Annotated in this window: 19 protein-coding genes and 2 pseudogenes; 15 read left to right on the top strand and 6 right to left on the bottom strand. The window is 49.1% G+C overall.

The genetic code is table 11. From position 1 onward, the window contains the following. Positions 1 to 56 precede the first annotated feature (56 nt). The gene (locus tag C7B16_RS16685) at positions 57 to 230 is read left to right on the top strand and encodes a hypothetical protein (protein WP_000736410.1); all 174 of its coding nucleotides are present in this window, start codon (positions 57 to 59) and stop codon (positions 228 to 230) included. Between the two features lie 72 nt (positions 231 to 302). Here C7B16_RS16685 and C7B16_RS24825 read toward each other — a convergent pair. Together C7B16_RS24825 and C7B16_RS25815 are read right to left on the bottom strand one after the other, a co-directional pair. Then, positions 303 to 415, bottom strand: a pseudogene (locus C7B16_RS24825) (Hok/Gef family protein). Continuing rightward, a complete protein-coding gene (locus tag C7B16_RS25815) occupies positions 363 to 506 on the bottom strand; it encodes a hypothetical protein (protein WP_375122091.1) in 144 nt (47 codons plus the stop codon). Before C7B16_RS25815 ends, C7B16_RS24825 begins: the two are co-directional and overlap by 53 nt. A gap of 199 nt (positions 507 to 705) precedes the next feature. Here C7B16_RS25815 and C7B16_RS16675 point away from each other — a divergent pair. Then, positions 706 to 2346 (top strand): annotated as a pseudogene (locus C7B16_RS16675) (methyl-accepting chemotaxis protein). Between the two features lie 37 nt (positions 2347 to 2383). Here the strand turns inward: C7B16_RS16675 and C7B16_RS16670 are convergent. Beyond that, entirely contained in the window at positions 2384 to 3307 is a 924-nt protein-coding gene (locus C7B16_RS16670; RefSeq protein ID WP_000414559.1) for a LysR substrate-binding domain-containing protein, read from the bottom strand. 216 nt (positions 3308 to 3523) lie between these two features. On the opposite strand from C7B16_RS16670, the gene C7B16_RS16665 reads away from it, so the two are divergent. The 4 genes from C7B16_RS16665 to rimL all read left to right on the top strand — a co-directional run bounded on the left by C7B16_RS16665 (position 3524) and on the right by rimL (position 7701). Next, positions 3524 to 4867, top strand: a complete 1344-nt coding sequence (locus tag C7B16_RS16665; RefSeq protein ID WP_000013743.1) for a VOC family protein — start codon at positions 3524 to 3526, stop codon at positions 4865 to 4867. Positions 4868 to 5092: 225 nt separating this feature from the next. Then, positions 5093 to 6748, top strand: coding sequence for a glucan biosynthesis protein OpgD (gene opgD / locus C7B16_RS16655; RefSeq protein ID WP_061090526.1), 1656 nt, complete (start codon positions 5093 to 5095; stop codon positions 6746 to 6748). Positions 6749 to 6888: 140 nt separating this feature from the next. Beyond that, complete coding sequence (locus C7B16_RS16645; protein ID WP_001516426.1) at positions 6889 to 7113, top strand: YdcH family protein; 225 nt, start codon at positions 6889 to 6891, stop codon at positions 7111 to 7113. A gap of 48 nt (positions 7114 to 7161) precedes the next feature. Continuing rightward, the gene (rimL, locus tag C7B16_RS16640) at positions 7162 to 7701 is read left to right on the top strand and encodes a 50S ribosomal protein L7/L12-serine acetyltransferase (protein WP_001516425.1); all 540 of its coding nucleotides are present in this window, start codon (positions 7162 to 7164) and stop codon (positions 7699 to 7701) included. Here the strand turns inward: rimL and ydcK are convergent. Then, entirely contained in the window at positions 7693 to 8673 is a 981-nt protein-coding gene (gene ydcK, locus C7B16_RS16635; RefSeq protein WP_107179920.1) for a YdcK family protein, read from the bottom strand. The genes rimL and ydcK overlap by 9 nt on opposite strands. Before the next feature lie 123 nt (positions 8674 to 8796). On the opposite strand from ydcK, the gene tehA reads away from it, so the two are divergent. The 3 genes from tehA to C7B16_RS16620 all read left to right on the top strand — a co-directional run bounded on the left by tehA (position 8797) and on the right by C7B16_RS16620 (position 11350). Further along, positions 8797 to 9789, top strand: coding sequence for a dicarboxylate transporter/tellurite-resistance protein TehA (gene tehA / locus C7B16_RS16630; RefSeq protein ID WP_024191883.1), 993 nt, complete (start codon positions 8797 to 8799; stop codon positions 9787 to 9789). Further along, positions 9786 to 10379 carry a tellurite resistance methyltransferase TehB gene (tehB, locus tag C7B16_RS16625; RefSeq protein WP_107179919.1) on the top strand — a complete coding sequence of 198 codons (594 nt, stop codon included), beginning with the start codon at positions 9786 to 9788 and terminating at the stop codon, positions 10377 to 10379. The genes tehA and tehB overlap by 4 nt, the downstream gene beginning before the upstream one ends. Before the next feature lie 302 nt (positions 10380 to 10681). Continuing rightward, positions 10682 to 11350, top strand: a complete 669-nt coding sequence (locus C7B16_RS16620) for a DUF3313 domain-containing protein (RefSeq protein ID WP_001261035.1) — start codon at positions 10682 to 10684, stop codon at positions 11348 to 11350. A gap of 34 nt (positions 11351 to 11384) precedes the next feature. Here the strand turns inward: C7B16_RS16620 and C7B16_RS16615 are convergent, their stop codons facing one another. Then, complete coding sequence (locus C7B16_RS16615) at positions 11385 to 12596, bottom strand: benzoate/H(+) symporter BenE family transporter (protein ID WP_107179925.1); 1212 nt, start codon at positions 12594 to 12596, stop codon at positions 11385 to 11387. Positions 12597 to 12648: 52 nt separating this feature from the next. Between C7B16_RS16615 and C7B16_RS16610 the strand changes: the two genes are divergently transcribed. Further along, positions 12649 to 13185, top strand: coding sequence for a helix-turn-helix domain-containing protein (locus tag C7B16_RS16610; RefSeq protein WP_000429073.1), 537 nt, complete (start codon positions 12649 to 12651; stop codon positions 13183 to 13185). A gap of 72 nt (positions 13186 to 13257) precedes the next feature. After that, positions 13258 to 15219, top strand: coding sequence for a 23S rRNA 5-hydroxycytidine C2501 synthase (rlhA, locus tag C7B16_RS16605; protein WP_024193578.1), 1962 nt, complete (start codon positions 13258 to 13260; stop codon positions 15217 to 15219). 93 nt (positions 15220 to 15312) lie between these two features. On the opposite strand, the gene C7B16_RS16600 is transcribed toward rlhA, so the two are convergent. Next, on the bottom strand, positions 15313 to 15543 hold the full coding sequence (locus C7B16_RS16600) for a DUF2554 family protein (protein ID WP_000494240.1): 231 nt from the start codon (positions 15541 to 15543) through the stop codon (positions 15313 to 15315). Between the two features lie 221 nt (positions 15544 to 15764). Here C7B16_RS16600 and hicA point away from each other — a divergent pair, with 221 nt between their 5' ends. From hicA to ydcS, 4 genes are all read left to right on the top strand, one after another. Further along, on the top strand, positions 15765 to 15941 hold the full coding sequence (gene hicA / locus C7B16_RS16595; RefSeq protein ID WP_000813795.1) for a type II toxin-antitoxin system mRNA interferase toxin HicA: 177 nt from the start codon (positions 15765 to 15767) through the stop codon (positions 15939 to 15941). A 45-nt stretch (positions 15942 to 15986) separates the two neighbouring features. After that, positions 15987 to 16403: a type II toxin-antitoxin system antitoxin HicB gene (gene hicB, locus C7B16_RS16590; protein ID WP_077627724.1), complete on the top strand. Its 417-nt coding sequence runs from the start codon at positions 15987 to 15989 to the stop codon at positions 16401 to 16403. 78 nt (positions 16404 to 16481) lie between these two features. Beyond that, the gene (locus tag C7B16_RS16585; protein ID WP_107179918.1) at positions 16482 to 17891 is read left to right on the top strand and encodes a PLP-dependent aminotransferase family protein; all 1410 of its coding nucleotides are present in this window, start codon (positions 16482 to 16484) and stop codon (positions 17889 to 17891) included. 238 nt (positions 17892 to 18129) lie between these two features. Further along, positions 18130 to 19275, top strand: coding sequence for a putative ABC transporter substrate-binding protein YdcS (gene ydcS / locus C7B16_RS16580; RefSeq protein WP_000047463.1), 1146 nt, complete (start codon positions 18130 to 18132; stop codon positions 19273 to 19275). The last annotated feature ends 9 nt before the right edge of the window (positions 19276 to 19284 follow it).

Genomic DNA, 19284 nt, shown 5'->3' with positions numbered 1-19284 from the left:
TGTCCGGCGTATAACTTTTGTACCGAACATAAGATTCGGCAAACCATGGAGGTTATATGAAGAAGTTGTCATTTATTTTACTGATAGGATTACTGATGTCTTTTTATGCTGATGCAGGGCGAAAACCTTGTTCCGGTTCGAAAGGGGGGATCTCTCACTGCACTGCTGGCGGCAAATTTGTCTGTAACGATGGTTCTATCAGCGCATCGAAAAAAACGTGCACTAACTGAAAAGTAAAAAGGGGTGCCATGAGGAAATGAACCTGCCAGCCAGATACGCGGGGAAAACTCCCTGCGCTGCCCTTACATGGGCGTGCAGGCCATGAGGCTGCCACCTCCTTTTCACCGTCCCGGAACCGCAGTTCATAGAGCGTTTGTCGGGTCAGGAGTGTGAATGCCAGTATTGTGAAACAAATAATGAGCAGACATGCCACCAGGGGGCGCTTCATAGCCTTTCTCTTTGCCGGATGGCGGGTAAGAGGCTAACATCCGAATTGTGTGGTTCATTCGTTGGCCTCGGTTGATAGCATTATCGATCGGGGCCTTCGTCCTTCTGATTCCCGGTTTCTTCATTCCGGCGGTAATAATCTCTCATCGCAATAATTGTTGTAAAAATGTGATATGAACAGGTTTTTGGCAGTAAGCAATTACCGTCAATTGCCGATGACCCTCTATCGGGAGTAAACCTGGAAGAGAGACCACGGTCATGAATACAACATCCTCACACCGCTCTGGCTTTTTACATCACATCAGATTGGTTCCGTTATTTGCCTGCATTCTTGGCGGCATATTATTTCTTTTTGCTTTGAGTTCAGCCCTGGCTGGATATTTTCTCTGGCAGGCTGACCGCGATCAGCGAGATGTCACCGCCGAGATCCAGATTCGCACGGGGTTAGCAAATAGCTCTGATTTTTTGCGTTCAGCCCGAATCAATATGATTCAGGCCGGGGCGGCGAGTCGGATCGCAGAAATGGAAGAGATGAAAAAAAATATTGCACAAGCAGAATTGCAGATTAAATAGTCGCAGCAAGGTTATCGCGCTTACCAGAATCGCCGTGTGAAAACACGTGATGATGAAGCTCTGGATGCTGAATTAAATCAACGTTTTCAGGCTTATATAACAGGTCTGCAACCCATGTTGAAATATGCCAAAAATGGCATGTTCGAAGCGATTATTAATCATGAAAGTGAGCAGATCCGAGTGCTGGATAATGTTTATAGCCAGATTTTAAACAACGCTGTTGAAATACGTAGCGCCAGAGCAAATCATCTGACGGAGCAGGCGCATCAGCGCACTCGACTGGGGGTGATGTTTATGATTGGTGCGTTTGTGCTTGCCCTGGTCATGACGCTGATGACCTTTATGGTTTTGCGTCGGATAGTGATTCGACCTCTGCAGCATGCTGCGCAACGCATTGAACAAATTGCCAGCGGCAATCTGACAATGGCTGACGAACCTTCTGGGCGCAGTGAAATTGGCCGTTTAAGTCGTCATTTGCAGCAAATGCAGCATTCGCTGGTGATGACTGTCGGGACGGTACGTCAGGGGGCGGAGGAGATTTATCGCGGCACCAGCGAAATTTCCGCTGGCAATGCCGACCTTTCTTCGCGCACTGAAGAACAGGCCGCGGCGATTGAACAAACCGCTGCCAGCATGGAGCAACTCACTGTGACAGTCAAACAGAATGCGGATAATGCCCACTACGCAAGCCGTCTGGCGCAAGAGGCTTCCATTAAAGCCAGCGATGGTGGGCAGACGGTCTCCGGCGTGGTGAAAACGATGGGGGATATCTCCAGCAGTTCAAAGAAAATTTCTGAAATTACCGCCGTGATCAACAGTATTGCCTTCCAGACAAATATTCTGGCGCTCAATGCAGCCGTTGAAGCCGCGCGGGCCGGTGAGCAAGGGCGCGGATTTGCTGTCGTTGCCAGTGAAGTGCGTACACTCGCCAGCCGTAGCGCTCAGGCAGCGAAAGAAATTGAAGGCCTGATCAGTGAATCAGTCAGATTAATTGGGCAAGGAGCTAATGAGGTGACGACAGCAGGGAAAACCATGAGTGCCATAATGGACGCTGTGGCGAGCGTCACGCATATCATGCAGGAAATAGCTGCTGCGTCGGATGAGCAAAGCAGGGGCATAACGCAAGTCAGTCAGGCGATTTCTGAAATGGATAAAGTGACGCAACAGAATGCCTCACTGGTGGAAGAGGCTTCTGCGGCGGCGGTATCCCTTGAAGAGCAGGCGGCGCGATTAACTGAAGCGGTAGATGTATTCCGTCTGACGAAACAATCTGCGCCGGCAGCTCAACGAGTGGCGGGGGATTCAGTTAGTCTGGTAACGGCGTGAAAAGATTAAAGAAGGGATCTCAAGATCCCTTTACCTTTCAGAACGGCATTGATTTCCGAATGGCGTTAATCATTAGCTGACAGCCGGAAGAGAGCGTCGCATCTACGCGTGTTAGTATTCCAATAGGTTCGCCAGCACCCTGTCCCGAAACAGGCAGCGCCACCAGCGTGGCATGACGCAGATCGTCTTTTACTGCGCCAGAAGGGACAAACCATACATAGTCATATTCAACCGTAAGCTGACGTGAAAGAGAGGCTGAAAGCGTTTCGATACAACCCGAAGGAATTTTACAACCCTGGCTCTGTACTAGCGCATCTGAATGTTGGCGTGGTGCAGTGCCTTCCGGTGATACGACAACAGGCCATTCCAGTACCCGACTTAGCGTCACGTTTTCCTGCAGGAGTGGGTGATTAGGCCGGACAACCAGTTTCAGTGATTCGAGAAACAGCAATTCATAATTAAGCCCGGTCATCAGTTCAGGATCTGACATCCGGCCAACACCGATATCGATTTCTCCTGTTTTTAATCCGGCCAGAATCATGGTGTTACTCATGGTGGCGACTTGCAGAGTGGTCTCTTTTTGTTGTTGATGAAACTGACCGATAACGGAAGGCAAGATCCCCAGCGCAGCAGTAGGTAATGCACCAACTCTTACAACATCATTGTTAAGTCCTTCTTTACGATTAAGCGCCTGACCAGCGGTGTTGATGGCGTCAAGCACTCTGACTGCATGGGTTAAAAATTGCTCGCCGGGTAAGGTAAGTTGTGCGCCCTGACGTCCACGGTCAAATAAGCGAGCGCCCGTCAATTGCTCCAGTTCATTCAGTGTCTTAGAGAGCGCAGGTTGGCTCAGATTAAGGGTTTCAGCCGCGCGCCCCAAAGTTCCTTGTTGTGCGACAGCTACGAATGTATGAAGGTGGCGCAAACGGATGCGCTGACTAAACAGACTATTTTTTTCCATAAGCGATGTTAAAAACGAAGCGGTGCCGCTGACAAGTGAAGTTGTTTAATTATGATAACCTGATTGCAAAATATTATTAACATTTAAAGCAGTTTTGTTACCTTGGAATGTCCAGCTTTGCTGATTTCGCGGGGAGATCACAGTTTGTAAATTCTTCACACCAGAGTGAATGCGGTTACCTACACTCCAGATTATCGACCACTGGAGGCAGATATTATGGCGAACAGCATCACGGCGGATGAGATTCGGGAACAGTTTTCGCAGGCAATGTCTGCCATGTATCAGCAAGAAGTTCCACAGTACGGTACGTTGCTGGAACTGGTAGCTGATGTAAATCTGGCTGTGCTGGAAAACAATCCCCAACTGCATGAAAAAATGGTTAATGCGGATGAGCTGGCGCGACTTAACGTTGAACGTCATGGCGCGATACGTGTGGGAACTGCGCAGGAGCTTGCTACATTACGGCGGATATTCGCCATTATGGGGATGTATCCGGTGAGCTATTACGATCTCTCGCAGGCGGGCGTGCCGGTACATTCCACGGCATTTCGTCCTATCGATGATGCCTCGCTGGCGCGTAATCCTTTCCGGGTTTTTACCTCATTACTTCGCCTTGAGCTTATCGAAAACGAAACCTTACGCCAGAAGGCGGCGGAGATTTTGCATCAGCGCGATATCTTTACCCCGCGTTGTCGACAACTGTTAGATGAATATGATCAGGAAGGTGGCTTTAGCGAAGCACAGGCGCGGGAGTTTGTGCAGGAAGCTCTGGAGACGTTTCGCTGGCATCAGTCGGCAACGGTGGATGAAGAAACCTATCGCGCATTGCATAACGAACATCGACTAATTGCTGATGTGGTCTGTTTTCACGGCTGCCATATTAACCACCTGACGCCACGTACCCTGGATATCGACAGAGTTCAGTCGATGATGCCCGAATGCGGTATCGAACCCAAAATTCTGATCGAAGGACCGCCGCGCCGCGAGGTGCCGATTTTACTGCGCCAGACCAGCTTTAAGGCGCTGGAAGAGTCGGTCATGTTTGCAGGGCAAAAGCAGGGGACGCATACCGCGCGCTTTGGCGAGATAGAGCAACGCGGTGTGGCGTTAACGCCGAAAGGACGGCAACTGTATGATGTACTTCTGCGTAATGCCGGAACAGGACAGGATAATCTCACTCACCAACTTCATCTGCAGGAAACCTTTAGTGCCTTTCCGGACAGTGAATTTCTGATGCGACAGCATGGATTGGCATGGTTTCGTTATCGCCTGACGCCGTCGGGTGAGGCACATCGTCGGGCGATTCATCCCGGTGATGATCCTCAACCTTTGATCGAACGTGGTTGGGTCGTAGCGCAACCTATTACTTATGAGGATTTTCTGCCGGTTAGTGCTGCGGGGATCTTCCAGTCGAATCTGGGCAATGAAACGCAAATGCGCAGTCGCGGCAATGCCAGCCGGGAAGCTTTTGAACAGGCGCTGGGGTGTCCGGTGTTTGATGAGTTTCAGCTCTATCAGGAAGCGGAAGAACGCAGTAAACGCCGCTGTGGTTTGCTTTAAAATTCGGTGCATCCGACTTTGCAAAAATTTGCCTGATTTTACAAACGAATCAGGCTCTTCCCATCGACAGAAAAAAAATGCCAATTTGTGCAGATTCTCTGTGTCTAACAATTGGATTATTAATAAATATTGTCTAGAGTGAGCGGTTATAAACAAGCATTTTCTTGCCGCTGAATACGACCAGCGCGGGACCATTCACTACACCAGAAGGACTCACTTTCAGGTATGGATCGTAGACGATTTATTAAAGGTTCAATGGCTATGGCCGCCGTGTGCGGGACTAGCGGCATTGCTTCTCTTTTTTCTCAGGCTGCGTTCGCAGCAGAATCGGACATTGCCGACGGGCAAACCCAGCGTTTTGACTTCTCTATTTTACAGTCAATGGCGCATGATTTAGCGCAAAAAACGTGGCGAGGCGCGCCGCGTCCGTTACCCGATACGCTGGCGACAATGACGCCTCAGGCCTATAACAGCATTCAATACGACGCCGAAAAATCGTTATGGCATAACGTTGAAAATCGCCAGCTTGACGCTCAGTTCTTCCATATGGGAATGGGATTCCGTCGCCGCGTGCGCATGTTCTCTGTCGATCCGGCAACTCATCTGGCGCGCGAAATTCACTTCCGCCCGGAGTTATTCAAATACAACGATGCGGGTGTCGATACCAAACAACTGGAAGGGCAAAGCGATCTCGGCTTTGCGGGGTTCCGAGTGTTTAAAGCTCCAGAACTGGCGCGCCGCGACGTAGTTTCTTTCCTCGGTGCCAGTTATTTCCGTGCTGTTGATGACACTTATCAATATGGTTTGTCGGCGCGTGGTCTTGCGATCGACACTTATACCGACAGCAAAGAAGAGTTCCCCGACTTTACCGCTTTCTGGTTCGATACGGTAAAACCGGGTGCAACCACCTTTACCGTTTATGCGTTGCTCGATAGTGCCAGCATTACCGGTGCCTATAAGTTCACCATCCATTGTGAGAAGAGCCAGGTGATTATGGATGTTGAGAATCACCTGTATGCGCGCAAAGACATTAAACAACTGGGCATTGCGCCGATGACCAGCATGTTCAGTTGTGGTACTAACGAACGTCGGATGTGTGACACCATCCATCCGCAAATCCATGACTCCGACCGTCTTTCCATGTGGCGGGGTAATGGTGAGTGGATCTGCCGTCCGCTGAATAACCCGCAAAAATTGCAGTTCAATGCCTATACCGACAACAACCCCAAAGGGTTTGGTTTATTGCAACTGGATCGCGACTTCTCCCATTATCAGGACATCATGGGCTGGTACAACAAACGCCCAAGTCTGTGGGTGGAGCCACGTAACCAGTGGGGGAAAGGCACTATCGGTTTGATGGAGATCCCGACAACTGGGGAAACGCTGGATAACATTGTCTGTTTCTGGCAACCGGAGAAAGCAATTAAAGCGGGCGACGAACTGGCGTTCCAGTATCGTCTGTACTGGAGTGCGCAACCTCCTGTTCATTGTCCATTAGCGCGAGTTATGGCGACGCGTACCGGCATGGGTGGTTTTCCGGAAGGCTGGGCACCAGGTGAACACTATCCGGAAAAATGGGCGCGTCGTTTCGCCGTCGATTTTGTCGGTGGTGATCTGAAAGCAGCAGCGCCGAAAGGGATTGAACCGGTCATCACGCTTTCCAGTGGTGAAGCGAAGCAAATCGAAATTCTCTACATTGAACCAATAGATGGTTACCGTATTCAGTTTGACTGGTATCCGACCTCGGACTCTACCGAACCGGTTGATATGCGGATGTATCTACGTTGTCAGGGCGATGCCATCAGTGAAACATGGCTGTATCAATATTTCCCACCAGCACCGGATAAACGTCAGTATGTTGACGATCGCGTGATGAATTAATCGTCTTTTCTTCGGCACCTTCTTCCGGAGGGTGCCGTCTGGTTAAACACGATCCTGCTCGCATTTTTCCTTACGTTAAATGAGTAATCTGATGGTGTGTATTTCAGATACACCTTGTCAGCCACTAACAGGGAGTGCGTATGTTTCCAGAATACCGAGATTTAATATCCCGTCTGAAAAACGAAAATCCTCGCTTTATGTCCTTGTTCGATAAACACAATAAACTTGATCATGAAATTGCCAGAAAGGAAGGTTCTGACGGTCGAGGGTACAATGCGGAAGTGGTTCGCATGAAAAAACAAAAGTTACAGTTAAAGGATGAGATGCTTAAAATCCTGCAGCAGGAAAGCGTCAAAGAGATGTAAACTTTCTAAGCCGCCAGCAGGGCGGCTTTTTAAACTGATGTAAGGATTATGACCGAGACGATTAAAGTGAGTGAATCACTTGAATTACGTGCCGTTGAAGAAAGACACGTCACACCGCTGTATCAATTAACCTGTAAAAACAAAACCTGGTTACAACAATCGTTAAACTGGCCGCAGTTTGTGCACAGCGAAGAGGACACGCGAAAAACGGTGCAGGGCAATATGATGTTGCATCAACGCGGCTATGCCAAAATGTTCATGATTTTCAAAGAAGATGAACTCGTCGGCGTTATCTCATTTAATCGTATAGAACCGCTGAATAAAACGGCGGAAATCGGCTACTGGCTGGACGAGTCCCATCAGGGACAGGGGATTATTTCTCAGGCGCTGCAGGCGTTTATTCATCATTATGCCCGGATCGGTGAGCTACGACGCTTCGTGATCAAATGTCGGGTGGACAATCCGCAAAGCAACAAGGTAGCCGTGCGTAATGGTTTTACACTGGAAGGTTGTCTGAAACAGGCTGAATTCCTTAACGATGCTTACGATGATGTGAATATATATGCGCGCATTATCGATTCACAATAATCCCGCCAAAGGCGTTCGTGTAATACGTTCCTCGCCGTTAATAACTTTTGGACCACGTACATGAATAGTGTCGCCATCAAAGGCTTCGACGACGGCGTGGTCGGTTATCTCCACATGGTTTTCAATCATTACCGCGCCTGTAATGCAACTGTCACCTTGTATGATAACGTGCTCGTCGAGCAGAATCGGACCACCACGCACAATGGCGTTACCACCAACCAGAACATGATGCTTTAACACACAATTACCTTCTACCGTGGCATGTTCCGCTACCTGGGAACTGTAGTGAAGGGTGGGAATGGCATCTTCTCCTGTCCCGGCAATCACACGTGCATGACCGTAGACTTTCGCACAGTCGCACAGCCAGACGTTGTTTTCTTCATTGCCTTCAATACGGGCAAAATCAAAAACTTCGGCGCGATGCTCAATAAATGCATACCGGACGACGGCATCGCCATAAATTTGCGCCTGATGGACAACTCGCGAGGTGCTAACCCTGGCGCGATCATAAATTTGCAGCAGAAGATGGTGGTCGGGCGTTAGCCCTTGCGTGGCGACGATCATTGAATGTTGATCGATACAGGCATGACCAAAAATTCTACACTGACCACATATTAATGAGTCTCTAATCGTGACGTTGTCACTTATATGTGCACCCTGGCTGATTTCACTATTATCGATCCAGGTGTTATCCGTTGCGTAGACCTCCCCCCGCAGCACGCAACTACCGGTGATACGCGTATTACCGGAAACAACCGTTCCGCCGAAAGCAATGGTATTCTGGTCGTAAATCCAGCAATTTCCCTCCTGTGCCAGCGCCGTTTCGCTATCGATCCAGCCGCCAGCGGTTCCCGTTATCACATCGTTAAAATCGGCTACGGCAATAATCTGCCGTAATAACACACTCTTTTTATCGCCATCTTCCTGATAACTAAAGGCTCGCTGTTCTTCACTGAGACGATATTTGCGCATAGCGTTTTCCCGCAGGTGACTTACTATAACCGTAGCAAATTCTGCGACTCTGGCTATGTTTGAGAAATTTCCATAAAATGCATTTTAAATATACTTTATAAATTAAACAAAATGAGTAAGAAGATACAGAGCGATAAAGTGCTCAATTTACCGGCTGGCTACTTTGGCATTGTGTTGGGAACGATAGGGATGGGGTTTGCCTGGCGCTATGCCAGCCAGGTTTGGCAGGTCAGTCACTGGTTAGGTGATGGTCTGGTGATCCTGGCGATGATCATTTGGGGATTACTGACCACGGCATTTATCACCCGGCTGGTGCGCTTTCCGCACAGTGTGCTGGCAGAAGTGCGCCATCCGGTGATGAGCAGTTTTGTTAGTTTGTTTCCGGCAACGACGATGCTGGTAGCAATTGGTTTCGTGCCGTGGTATCGCCCGTTGGCAGTGTGTCTGTTCAGCGTTGGCGTAGTGATTCAACTGGTTTACGCCGCCTGGCAAACTGCCGGATTATGGCGCGGTTCTCACCCTGAAGAAGCGACGACACCGGGGCTTTATTTGCCGACTGTTGCCAATAACTTTATCAGCGCAATGGCCTGTGGTGCGTTAGGTTACACTGATGCCGGTCTGGTTTTTTTAGGCGCTGGCGTCTTCTCCTGGTTGAGTCTTGAACCGGTGATCCTTCAACGGCTGCGTAGTTCGGGTGAGTTACCCACGGCGCTGCGGACATCGCTCGGTATTCAGCTTGCCCCTGCGCTGGTCGCTTGTAGCGCCTGGTTAAGCGTTAACGGTGGCGAGGGTGACACACTGGCGAAAATGCTTTTCGGTTATGGGCTGCTGCAACTACTGTTCATGTTGCGCCTGATGCCGTGGTATCTCTCGCAACCGTTTAATGCCTCATTCTGGAGTTTCTCGTTCGGCGTATCCGCGTTGGCAACCACCGGTTTGCATCTGGGTAGCGGCAGCGATAATGGTTTTTTCCATACGCTGGCGGTGCCGCTATTTATCTTTACCAATTTTATTATCGCATTACTGCTCATCCGTACTTTCGCGCTTCTGATGCAGGGGAAATTATTAATCAGAACTGAGCGCGCCGTTTTAATGAAATCCGAGGACAAAGAATGATCATTCGTGATGAAAACTACTTTACTGATAAATATGAATTAACCCGCACACATTCCGAAGTTCTGGAAGCCGTGAAAGTGGTTAAACCGGGTAAAACGCTGGATCTGGGCTGTGGCAATGGTCGTAATAGCCTTTACCTTGCAGCTAATGGTTTTGATGTTGACGCATGGGATAAAAATGCTATGAGCATTGCCAACGTTGAGCGCATTAAAACCATTGAAAATCTGGAAAATTTACGTACTCAGGTTGTCGATCTGAATAGCCTCACGTTTGATGGACAATACGATTTTATTCTTTCTACTGTGGTGCTGATGTTCCTGGAGGCGAAAACCATCCCAGGGCTGATTGCGAATATGCAGCGCTGCACAAAAACCGGCGGTTACAACCTGATTGTGGCGGCAATGGATACCGCTGATTTCCCATGTACTGTCGGCTTCCCATTTGCCTTCAAAGAGGGGGAGTTGCGTCGATATTACGAAGGCTGGGAGATGCTGAAATACAATGAAGACGTTGGTGAACTACACCGAACCGACGCCAACGGTAATCGTATTAAACTACGTTTTGCTACTATGTTGGCGCGCAAAAAATAATCAGAAAAGGACAATGCGTATGGAAATGCTTCGCGTAGAGATGATTAACGGCTGTTCTTTTCGGTAGGCATGTTTTTTATCAATATGGTGTGAAATAAATCACAAGAAGCGAAGTTTTTTATTAGCTTAACATCCTGAAGATTAACAACTGATGATTGACTCAGCCCCCTTTTCGTCATTGACTATATTGTCAGAAAAGGGGCTGGAAAATTTATTTTCAACAACACTTTTTTTGCCACAACACGAAGCGGCGCTTTTTGCTATAACTTAAAAAGTAATATAATTATCTCAGGAAATTATTCATGCGTACCACATCGATTGCGAAAGTTGCGGCTTTATGCGGTTTGTTGGCTCTGTCTGGTTGTGCCTCTAAAATCACCCAGCCGGATAAATATTCTGGTTTTTTAAACAATTACTCCAACCTTCAAGAAACAACGTCAGCAACGGGCAAACCGGTATTGCGCTGGGTTGATCCAAATTTTGATCAAAGCAAATATGACAGCATTGTCTGGAATCCGATCACCTATTACCCAGTGCCAAAAGCCTCTACCCAGGTAGGGCAGAAAGTTCTGGATAAAATTTTGAGCTATACCAACACCGAAATGAAAGAAGCGATTGCGCAGCGTAAACCACTGGTGACTACCGCTGGCCCACGTAGTCTGATTTTCCGTGGTGCTATTACCGGTGTTGATACCAGCAAAGAAGGGTTACAGTTCTATGAAGTTGTTCCTGTCGCATTAGTTGTTGCGGGGACGCAAATGGCGACGGGTCACCGTACCATGGATACCCGCTTGTACTTTGAAGGTGAGCTGATTGACGCGGCTACCAACAAACCGGTGATTAAAGTGGTTCGCCAGGGCGAAGGTAAAGACCTGAATAACGAAAGTACACCAATGGCTTTCGAAAACATTAAGCAAGTTATTGATGACATGGCGACTGATGCCACCATGTTTGACGTTAACAAAAAGTAATACCAGTCGCGCCATCGTAAGATGGCGCTTCTTATTATCGGTTTCTACCAGCCATTAAATTCAACATCACGTAACAGACGCCACCGGCAATTAATCCCCAAAACGCTGAACCAATCCCAACCAATGTCAGTCCGCTCGCCGTTACCAGAAATGCTACCACAGCAGCGTCGCGCTCACGTTCATTATGCAACGCCTGACACAAACTGCCGCCAATGGTACTTAACAGCGCCAGACCCGCCAGCATCTGGATCCAACTTACGGGCAGGGTAGCCATCATGCCCGTAATGGCACTGCCAAATAAACCCGCCAGTAAATAAAAGACGCCAGCCGCGGCGGCGGCCAGCCAACGGTGATCTTTGTCCGGGTGCGCTTCCGGGCTTTGGCAAATAGCAGCAGTAATTGCCGCAATCCCTACGGAATAAACGCCAAACGGAGAAAATAGAAGTGCCAGTAGTCCAGTAAAGACAATCAGCGGCGAAACGGGAACCGAATATCCAGCCGCTTTCATCGCTGCAATCCCCGGCGCGTTTTGCGACGCCATCGTCACCAGAAAAAGTGGTAGCGCAACACTTAAACTGTGAGAAAACGAAAATTCTGGATCGATATAAGCAGGAAGAACGGGTTTAAAAACAACATTTTTTGTGACAACGTCACCTTGCAGTATTACCACCAAAATTCCGACAACCATAGCCGCGATTACGGCATAACGTGGCGCAAAAGCCTTCGTCGCCAGCCAGACCAGCAACATACTTCCGCACAACGTAAACTGACCATCCAGGCTGGCAAACGCCTGTAAACCAAAGCGTAATAAAATCCCGGCCAGCATCGCTGCTGCAAGAGAATGCGGAATAATGCGCATCAGGCGGGCAAATAATCCCGTCACACCACAGAGGACAATCAACGCGTTCGTGACCATAAAAACGCCGATGGCTTCGTTAAGCGTGAGTCCCTGCAATCCTGTTACTAACAAAGCCGCGCCAGGCGTTGACCATGCGGTCAGAACCGGCACGCGATACCACAATGTCAGGGCAAGAGTACTGAACCCCATTGCCAGTCCCAGTGCCGTCATCCAACCGGAGATTTGCGCAGTGGTGGCACCCGCGACAATCGCTGCCTGCCATATTATTGCCGCCGAACTGGCGTAGCCGATCAATACCGCCAGAAATCCCGCCAGTAATGTAGGTGGAGGAACAGAAAACAGACGCATAATCACCTCGTGCGTTATAGCGGACAGGCACCGTAGCATTTGTCCGTTATAACGCACAAGTGATAAACTCCTGTTTTGCAGGAGGAGTCGCATGGAAAATCTCGCTCACTATTTATCCGCCACGCTTAAATATCTTCGTCAGCAACGAGGCTGGAGTCTTTCTCGACTGGCAGAAGTTACGGGCGTTTCTAAAGCGATGTTAGGGCAGATTGAACGTAATGAATCCAGCCCGACGGTCGCGACATTATGGAAAATCGCCACCGGAATGAACGTGCCGTTTTCGACGTTTATTTCGCCGCCGCAGAACGCTATACCATCAGTTTATGATCCACAACAGCAGGCGATGGTGATCACCTCGTTGTTTCCTTATGATCCACAACTCTGCTTTGAACACTTTTCGATCCTGATGGCTCCTGGCGCAATAAGTGAATCGACGCCACACGAAAAGGGGGTGATTGAACATGTCGTCGTCATCGAAGGGCAGCTTGAACTGTGCGTTGATGGCGCGTGGCATAGTCTTAATCGTGGAGAAGGCATCCGTTTTGCCGCCGATGTCGCTCATGCCTATTGCAACCGTGACGAGCAAAGCGTGCATTTTCATTCCCTCATTCATTACCCACGTAGTTAAACAGGAAAACTATTTCGCAACGTCACGCTTGTGGCTAAAATAGCCGCCATTTTTCAGCTACTGGATAAGAAAGTGACCGTATCTTCTCATCGCCTTGAACTGTTAAGCCCGGCACGCGATGCCGCCATTGCCCGCGAAGCTATTTTGCACGGTGCCGATGCTGTTTACATCGGTGGCCCTGGTTTTGGTGCCCGTCATAACGCCAGTAATAGCCTGAAAGATATTGCCGAACTGGTGCCATTTGCTCATCGTTATGGCGCAAAAATTTTCGTCACCCTTAATACCATTTTGCATGACGAAGAACTGGAACCGGCGCAGCGGTTGATTACCGATCTTTATCAGACCGGCGTTGATGCACTGATTGTGCAGGATATGGGGATTCTGGAACTTGATATTCCACCGATTGAACTGCACGCCAGCACGCAGTGTGATATTCGCACGGTGGAAAAAGCGAAGTTCCTCTCTGACGTTGGCTTTACGCAGATCGTATTGGCGCGTGAGCTTAACCTGGAACAGATCCGCGCGATTCATCAGGCCACAGACGCGACCATTGAGTTCTTTATTCATGGTGCACTGTGCGTGGCATATTCCGGTCAGTGCTACATTTCTCATGCACAAACGGGGCGTAGCGCCAACCGTGGCGATTGCTCACAGGCGTGCCGTTTACCATACACGTTGAAAGACGATCAGGGGCGGGTGGTTTCCTATGAAAAACATCTGCTGTCGATGAAAGATAATGATCAGACTGCCAATCTTGGCGCTCTGATTGATGCTGGTGTGCGCTCCTTCAAGATTGAAGGGCGTTACAAAGATATGAGCTACGTGAAGAATATCACCGCGCATTATCGCCAGAGGCTGGATGCCATTATTGAAGAACGTGGCGATCTGGCACGTGCTTCATCTGGTCGTACCGAGCACTTTTTTGTACCTTCGACGGAAAAAACCTTCCATCGTGGCAGTACAGACTACTTTGTTAACGCGCGTAAAGGCGACATTGGCGCGTTCGATTCCCCGAAATTTATTGGCCTGCCAGTGGGTGAAGTATTGAACGTTGCTAAAGATCATCTCGATGTTGAGGTCACCGAACCGCTGGCTAACGGCGATGGTCTGAACGTAATGATTAAACGTGAAGTCGTCGGCTTTCGTGCCAACACGGTAGAGAAAACGGGGAAAAACCAGTACCGCGTCTGGCCAAATGAGATGCCAGCAGAGCTGCATAAAATTCGTCCACACCATCCGCTTAACCGTAACCTTGACCATAACTGGCAACAGGCGCTGACCAAAACCTCCAGTGAGCGCCGGGTCGCTGTAGATATTGAACTTGGCGGCTGGCAGGAACAACTCATTCTGACGTTAACCAGCGAAGAGGGCGTCAGCATCACTCATACCCTGGATGGGCAATTCGACGAAGCGAATAACGCCGAAAAAGCACTCACCAATCTGAAAGAGGGATTGTCGAAGCTGGGGCAGACTATCTATTACGCTCGTGATGTACAAATTAACTTGCCGGGGGCGCTGTTTGTGCCAAACAGCCTGTTAAATCAGTTCCGTCGTGAAGCCGCCGAAATGCTGGATGCCGCGCGTCTTGCCAGTTACCAGCGCGGCAGTCGTAAACCGGTTGCTGATCCTGCGCCGGTTTATCCGCAAACGCATCTGAGTTTCCTCGCGAATGTTTACAACCAGAAAGCGCGTGAATTTTATCATCGCTATGGTGTGCAACTGATTGATGCGGCGTATGAGGCACATGAAGAGAAGGGCGAGGTTCCGGTGATGATCACCAAGCATTGTCTGCGCTTTGCTTTCAATCTGTGTCCGAAGCAGGCGAAAGGCAATATCAAAAGCTGGAAGGCAACACCAATGCAACTGGTTAACGGCGATGAAGTGTTAACGCTGAAGTTTGATTGCCGTCCATGTGAGATGCACGTCATCGGCAAAATCAAAAATCACATTCTGAAAATGCCGTTACCGGGAAGCGTTGTTGCATCCGTAAGCCCGGATGATCTGCTGAAAACATTGCCGAAGCGGAAAGGATAAACCGCAAGTTTTCAGGGTTATTCACAGCTCATTGAATCTGCATGATATTGTTGGCCGGATAAGGCGTTCACGCCGCATCCGGCAACAAACGACTCAACTCTGACCCGCTTCTGGTTTACGTGATTTTTGCCAGTAAAAATGCTCGCGTAAGCCTTCTGCCGATTCTTCCGCAACGGCGCGCAATTCATCGCTGTCCGCTTCATGGCGCAGTTGATGATCCACATTTTTCACCCATAAAAACTCATGTCCTTTGTGTCCTGCCATTAGTTGCCCGGAGAACAGCGCGCAGGTTAATAAGACTACCGATAACGCCTTCGTAAACATCCCGCCACCTTTTTCTTATCTTTTGCCGCTATGATGCCGACAGTTTCTTGAGGTTATTATTCTGTTTTGCAAATTAGCGCAAAGAAATTCTGGAATCTGCCTTCCTGATTTTGCATTGCATTCTGCCGTTGCGGCGATTAAGTGCTATTTTCGAGCAAATTACACACGGAGGTAAACACTAATGTTTACTTTGTTGATATACTCAGCGGCAGGGAGGCGATGTGAAACAAAGCGAGTTCAGACGTTGGCTCGAATCTCAGGGCGTCGATGTAGCGAATGGCAGCAACCATTTAAAACTCAGGTTTCACGGGAGGCGCAGTGTCATGCCGCGTCACCCCAGCGAAGAGATTAAAGAACCATTGCGTAAAGCAATTCTGAAACAACTCGGTTTGAGTTAATCGCCAATTAAAAAGGTTAATGACATGCGAGAGACAGTCGAAATTATGCGTTATCCCGTCACTCTTACACCCGCGCCGGAAGGCGGTTATATGGTTTCTTTTGTGGATATCCCCGAAGCGTTGACGCAGGGAGAAACGGTCGCTGAAGCGATGGAAGCAGCAAAAGATGCCTTACTGACCGCATTTGATTTTTATTTTGAAGATAACGAACTTATCCCGTTACCTTCGCCATTGAATAACAACGATCACTTTATTGAAGTACCTTTAAGTGTTGCTTCTAAGGTATTGCTGCTAAATGCTTTTTTACAGTCAGAAATCACTCAGCAAGAGTTAGCCAGACGAATTGGCAAACCTAAACAGGAGATTACTCGCCTATTTAATTTGCACCATGCGACAAAAATCGACGCCGTCCAGCTCGCGGCTAAGGCGCTTGGCAAAGAGTTATCGCTGGTGATGGTTTAATTACAGTTAACACAAAGTTGTCATTTTTAACAACTGATATAGACTGCCGGATCACCTGCACACTATAACGATTCAAAAATGAAAAAATACCAGCAACTGGCGGAACAATTACGCGAGCAAATTGCGTCAGGCATCTGGCAGCCCGGCGATCGTCTGCCTTCGTTACGTGAACAGGTGGCGCTTTCTGGCGTGAGCTTTATGACCGTCAGCCATGCCTACCAGTTGCTCGAAAGTCAGGGACATATTATTGCGCGGCCGCAGTCGGGTTATTACGTTGCGCCACAGACAATAAAAATGCAGAAAGCGCCAGTCATTCCGGTCACACGTGATGAAGCTGTCGATATTAATACCTATATTTTTGACATGTTGCAGGCCAGTCGCGATCCGTCGGTAGTGCCGTTTGCCTCAGCCTTTCCCGATCCGCGGCTTTTCCCACTGCAACAATTGAACCGCTCGCTGGCGCAAGTAAGCAAAACCGCCACGGCAATGAGCGTGATCGAAAACCTACCGCCAGGGAATGCCGAGCTTCGCCAGGCTATTGCTCGCCGCTATGCCTTACAGGGTATCACCATTTCGCCTGATGAAATCGTCATTACCGCCGGTGCATTAGAGGCATTAAATCTCGGTTTGCAAGCAGTCACAGAACCGGGCGATTGGGTGATAGTAGAGAATCCTTGTTTCTACGGCGCGTTGCAGGCGCTGGAACGATTACGGCTGAAAGCGTTATCGGTGGCGACGGATGTTAACGAAGGGATCGACCTTCAGACGCTGGAACTGGCGTTACAGGAGTATCCGGTGAAAGCGTGTTGGTTAATGACTAACAGCCAGAATCCGCTCGGTTTTACCTTAACGCCGCAGAAAAAAGCGCGGTTGGTAGAGTTGCTCAACCAGTACAACGTGATGCTGATTGAAGATGATGTCTACAGCGAGTTGTACTTTGGGCGGGAAAAACCGCTGCCTGCAAAAGCCTGGGATCAACATGATCGTGTGCTGCATTGCTCATCATTCTCTAAATGCCTGGTGCCAGGTTTTCGTATCGGCTGGGTCGCCGCAGGAAAACATGCGCGTAAAATCCAACGCTTGCAATTGATGAGTACGCTTTCCACCAGCTCACCGATGCAACTTGCGCTGGTGGATTACCTTTCGACACGCCGCTACGATGCCCATCTGCGTCGTCTACGTCGACAGCTTGCGGAACGCAAACAACGCGCCTGGCAGGCGCTGCTGCGTTATCTGCCTGTGGAAGTCAAAATACACCATAACGACAGTGGTTATTTTCTCTGGCTGGAACTTCCCGAACCGTTAGATGCGGGAGAATTAAGTGTTCAGGCACTGGCACATCACATCAGTATTGCGCCTGGTAAAATGTTTTCTACTGGCGAAAACTGGTCACGTTTTTTTCGTTTTAATACTGCATGGCAGTGGGGAGAACGCGAAGAACAAGCGGTAAAACAATTAGGCAAACTTATTCAAGAGCAGTTGAAATAGATTCCAATTTAATTTCCCTCCGGTTGAGCAATAGGAAATTCGAATAGCTCCAGTATTCCTTAACCCCTTGTCTATACTCCAGAAGATAGCCTCTAAAATTGCGTAATGCGCGTTAGCTCACAACCTGACTAAATATTTTCAGGGGCGAAGGTACGCCTGCAATGCGCCGTCTATGGTTAAACAGGGAGATATTTTTACGGCACGGCTGCTGACAATAATGACAACAGGAGTAAGACCTATGAGCAAGACATTTGCCCGCAGCAGCCTGTGTGCGCTAACCATGACTTTAATGACCGCCCACGCCGCCGAACCCCTCACTAATTTAGATAAACCGGAAGGACGACTGGATATTATCGCCTGGCCGGGATACATCGAACGTGGACAAACCGATAAACAATACGACTGGGTTACGCAATTCGAAAAAGAAACAGGTTGCGCGGTAAATGTGAAAACCGCCGCCACTTCCGATGAAATGGTCAGCCTGATGACCAAAGGCGGTTACGATCTGGTCACGGCGTCCGGTGATGCTTCACTGCGTTTGATTATGGGTAAACGTGTGCAGCCGATTAATACCGCACTGATCCCCAACTGGAAAACACTCGACCCACGCGTAGTAAAGGGCGACTGGTTTAACGTTGGCGGCAAAGTTTATGGCACGCCGTATCAGTGGGGGCCGAACCTGCTGATGTACAACACCAAAACCTTTCCGACGCCACCGGATAGCTGGCAGGTTGTCTTTGTGGAACAGGAACTGCCGGACGGTAAGAGCAATAAAGGCCGCGTACAGGCTTATGACGGCCCTATCTATATTGCCGATGCCGCGCTGTTCGTCAAAGCGACTCAGCCGCAGTTGGGCATCAGCGATCCGTACCAACTGACCGAAGATCAATATCAGGCGGTGCTGAAAGTACTTCGCGATCAACATGGTTTGATCCATCGCTACTGGCATGACACCTCTGTACAAATGAGCGATTTCAAAAATGAAGGCGTGGTAGCTTCCAGCGCATGGCCATATCAGGCCAACGCATTGAAAGGCGAAGGACAACCGATCGCCACCGTCTTCCCTAAAGAGGGCGTCACCGGCTGGGCTGATACCACTATGCTGCATAGCGAAGCAAAACATCCGGTTTGTGCCTACAAATGGATGAACTGGTCATTAACACCAAAAGTGCAGGGTGATGTGGCAGCCTGGTTTGGCTCACTGCCTGTGGTGCCGGAAGGCTGTAAAGCCAGTCCGTTGCTGGGCGATAAAGGCTGTGAAACTAATGGATTTAACTATTTCGACAAAATCGCCTTCTGGAAAACGCCCATCGCAGAAGGGGGAAAATTTGTCCCATATAGCCGCTGGACGCAGGATTACATTGCCATTATGGGCGGCCGCTAACTTCGCTGG

Origin of the sequence: Escherichia sp. 20412-1 (assembly GCF_003027595.1) — a bacterium.
Classification (GTDB): Bacteria; Pseudomonadota; Gammaproteobacteria; order Enterobacterales; family Enterobacteriaceae; genus Escherichia; species Escherichia marmotae.
This window is presented reverse-complemented; position numbering and strand designations above follow the sequence as displayed.